The following is a 3,647-nucleotide window of genomic DNA, read 5'->3' as shown; positions in this document are numbered from 1 at the left end:
CCGCTCATGATTCCGAGCCGGCGAGACGCCCGCGGTCCGGAAGAGCAAGCCCCTGTTTTTGCTGGCCGCCCGCCGGAACCCGTGTGCTAATGATGCGCGTGGCGGATTCGTTCGACTGAGTTTTTCGGGGGAGATTGAGGGTCATGTCCAGCAACCGGCGCCCGATCCAGGCTTTGGCCGCCCTGCTCCAGACCGGGGCGACCGGGCTCTCCATCGGCCTTGCTGCGGCGGATGCGGCTGCCGCGATATCGCCGGCCGATTCGCCGCCGGCGGCCGGATCCGTCGCCTCCCGCCTCGAAGCGATCCGCGGATCGGTGTCGGAAGCCTGGAAGGACGGTCTCCAGAACTCGGAGCCTCATGTCGCTATCGATCCCGAGACCCGGCTCGCCTGGTGGGGCAACGGCTGGCACAACGGCGGTTGGCACAATGGTGGCTGGCATAACGGTGGCTGGCATAACGGTGGCTGGCATAACGGTGGCTGGCACAATGGCGGCTGGGGCAACGGCGGCTGGCACAACGGCGGCTGGGGTAACGGCGGCCTGGTCGGCGCCATCCTGAGCCCGCTGATAGGCAGCCCCGGCTGGCACAACGGCTGGCGCAACTGGTAGCGCCGCGGTGGACACGGACCCAGCGCCGTCCTCCGCTGGGAGCGCGCCACTTAAAGCGGAGTAATCTCCGCCGATGATGGCGCTCATGTGACGTGGGATCGACAAGAGGAGCGCCATCATCGGCGGAGATTACTCCGCCTTAAGTGGCAAGCTGCATAGGCGCCAACTTTGGCCATCGATGTCGCCTCTTTGCTGGGAGCGCGCCTGGACCGCGGGCGTCCCGCCCGCTCACGATGATGAAGAGTGATGAGTGGGCGGGGCGCCCGCGGTCCAGGCGCGCTCCCAGCGCATGACGCGTTCTTTTGGCAAAGTTAGCGCCTATGAGTGGCGCGCTCCCAGCCATGAAGCGCGGCGCGGCGGATGCCGCCGTGGGGGCCATCCCGGTGTTCCCGCCGGGCTGGATAGCCGTCGGAAGGTTGGCCTGCGACAAGCTGGCCCGCGATAAGCGGCGCCTCGAGGGCGCTTGCGCTGGCACAGCTCGTGCTCGGCTGGGCTATAATCGCGCCCAACTCCCCCCAATTCCGATGGATCGCCCATGAACGCGCCGTTCGACGCTGACGCTCTCAATTCGCTCAAATTCGGCATCGGCCAGCCGGTGCCACGCCAGGAGGACCCGACCCTGCTGCGCGGTCAGGGCCGCTACACCGACGATCTCAACCTGCCCAATCAAGCTTACTGCGTGATGGTCCGCAGCCAGGTGGCGCACGGTACGATCAACGGCATTGATGTCGCGGAGGCGCGCGGCATGCCGGGCGTGCTGGGCGTGTGGACCGGCGCCGATCTCGACGCCGCGGGCTATGGCCCGCTCAAGACCCTGATCCCGGTGCCGAACCGCGACGGCACGCCGATGAAGACGCCGGTGCGCCATTCGCTCGCGACCGGCAAGGTGCGGTTCGTCGGCGATCCGGTGGCCTTCGTCGTCGCCGAGACGCTCGCCCAGGCCAAGGATGCGGCCGAAAACGTCATGGTCGACATCGACAGCCTGCCGGCCGTGACCGATTCGCGCGAAGCGGCCCGGCCCGGCGCACCGATCGTGTTCGACGACGCACCCGGCAACATCTGCGTCGACTACCACTACGGCGACAGCGCCAAGGTCGCCGAGGCGTTCGCCAGGGCGGCGCACGTGACGCGGCTCAGGCTGGTCAGTAACCGCATCGTCGTCTGCGCCATGGAGCCGCGCTCGGCGATCGGCCACTACGACGCGGCGAGCGATCGCTACACGCTGCATGCCGGCAGCCAGGGCGTGTTCGGGCTGAAGCACCAGATGGCCGATCTGCTTGGCATCAAGCCTGCCCAGATGCGCGTGCTGACCGGCAATGTCGGCGGCTCGTTCGGCATGAAGGGCTCGCCCTTCCCCGAGTATGCCGGCCTGTTCCACGCCTCCAGGCTGCTCGGTCGTCCCGTCAAATGGACCGACGAGCGCAGCGGCAGCTTCCTCAGCGACCAGCACGGCCGCGATCATGATTTCGACGGCGAGCTGGCGCTCGACAAGGAGGGCAACATCCTCGCCGTGCGCCTCACCGGCTACGCCAATGTCGGCGCCTACCTCGCCAATGTCGGGCCGCTGATGGGCTCGATGGGCGTCACGCGCAATCTCGCCGCGATCTACCGCACGCCGCTGATCGAGGTCGCGACCAAGGTGATGTTCACCCACACCTCGCCGGTCGGCGCCTATCGAGGCGCCGGACGCCCCGAGGCCAACTACTTCATGGAGCGCCTGATCGACACCGCGGCGCGCGAAATGGGCCTCGACAGCCTCGAGCTGCGCCGGCGCAACCACATCCGGCCGGAGGAGATGCCCTACAAGACGGCGTCGGGCACGACCTACGACAGCGGCGAGTTCACCGCGCTCCTCGACAAGGCGCTGACATTCGCCGACGTCGCGGGCTTCGCCACGCGCAAGGCCGAGAGCGAGAAGCGCGGCAAGCTGCGCGGGCTGGGCGTCGGTGATTATCTCGAAGTGACCGCGCCGCCGATGAAGGAGATGGGCGGCCTGCGCTTCGAGCCCAATGGCGACGTCACGATCATCACCGGCACGCTCGACTACGGTCAGGGCCACTGGTCGCCGTTCGCCCAGGTGCTGACCGACAAGCTCGGCATCCCGTTCGAGCGCATCAAGCTCATCCAGGGCGACAGCGATCTGCTGATCGCCGGCGGCGGCACCGGCGGTTCCAAGTCGATCATGGCGAGCGGTGCCGCGATCGTCGAAGCCTCAGACAAGGTGATCGACAAGGGCAAGCAGATCGCCGGCGTGGTGCTCGAGGCCTCGGCCGCCGACATCGAGTTCAGGGCCGGCCGCTTCACCATCGTCGGCACCGACCGCGGCATCGGCATCATGGACCTCGCCGAGCGCCTGCGCGGCGGGCTGAAGCTGCCCGAGGGCGTGCCCGACACGCTCGACGTCAGCCATGTGCACGAGGCCGCACCCTCGGCCTTCCCCAACGGCGCCCATGTCGCCGAGGTCGAGATCGATCCCGAGACCGGAATCGTCGAGGTGGTGAAGTACACGATGGTCAACGACTTCGGCACGGTCATCAATCCGCTGCTGGTGGCGGGCCAGAGCCATGGCGGCGTCGTGCAGGGAATCGGCCAGGCGCTGTTCGAGCGCGTCGTCTACAGCGAGGACGGCCAGCTGCTGTCCGGCAGCTTCACCGACTACGCCCTGCCACGCGCCGACGACGTACCTTCCTTTGCCATGGCCTTCCATTCGGTACCGGCCAGGACCAACGTGCTGGGCGCCAAGGGCTGCGGCGAGGCCGGCTGCGCGGGCTCGCTGCCCTCGGTGATGAACGCCATCGTCGACGCGCTGGGCGGCCGGCACGTCGACATGCCGGCAACGCCCCAACGCGTATGGGAAGCGCTGCAGGCGTGAGGCGGACCCATTCGCAGGGAGCGCGCCACTCCGTGGCGCTCATGTCATTCTCCTCCCCAGCTTTGCTGGGGAGGTGTCCGCGTCTTCGCGGACGGAGGGGTCATGGCTGGGAGCGCGCCACTCCGATGGCGCTCTTCTCGTCGATCGCACATCCCATGAGCGCCATC

At 68.0% G+C, this 3,647-nt stretch carries 2 protein-coding genes; both read left to right on the top strand.

The annotated features are described in order from the left end of the window. Positions 1 to 143 precede the first annotated feature (143 nt). Complete coding sequence (gene grrA, locus AB7O82_RS37740) at positions 144 to 608, top strand: GrrA/OscA1 family cyclophane-containing rSAM-modified RiPP (RefSeq protein ID WP_428621880.1); 465 nt, start codon at positions 144 to 146, stop codon at positions 606 to 608. Positions 609 to 1,143: 535 nt separating this feature from the next. Then, positions 1,144 to 3,480, top strand: coding sequence for a xanthine dehydrogenase family protein molybdopterin-binding subunit (locus AB7O82_RS37735; RefSeq protein WP_428621878.1), 2,337 nt, complete (start codon positions 1,144 to 1,146; stop codon positions 3,478 to 3,480). The last annotated feature ends 167 nt before the right edge of the window (positions 3,481 to 3,647 follow it).

Source organism: Reyranella sp. (assembly GCF_050185545.1).
Lineage (GTDB): Bacteria > Pseudomonadota > Alphaproteobacteria > Reyranellales > Reyranellaceae > Reyranella.
The sequence above is the reverse complement of the archived record's forward strand: the minus strand, read 5'-3'. Positions and strand labels throughout refer to the sequence as shown.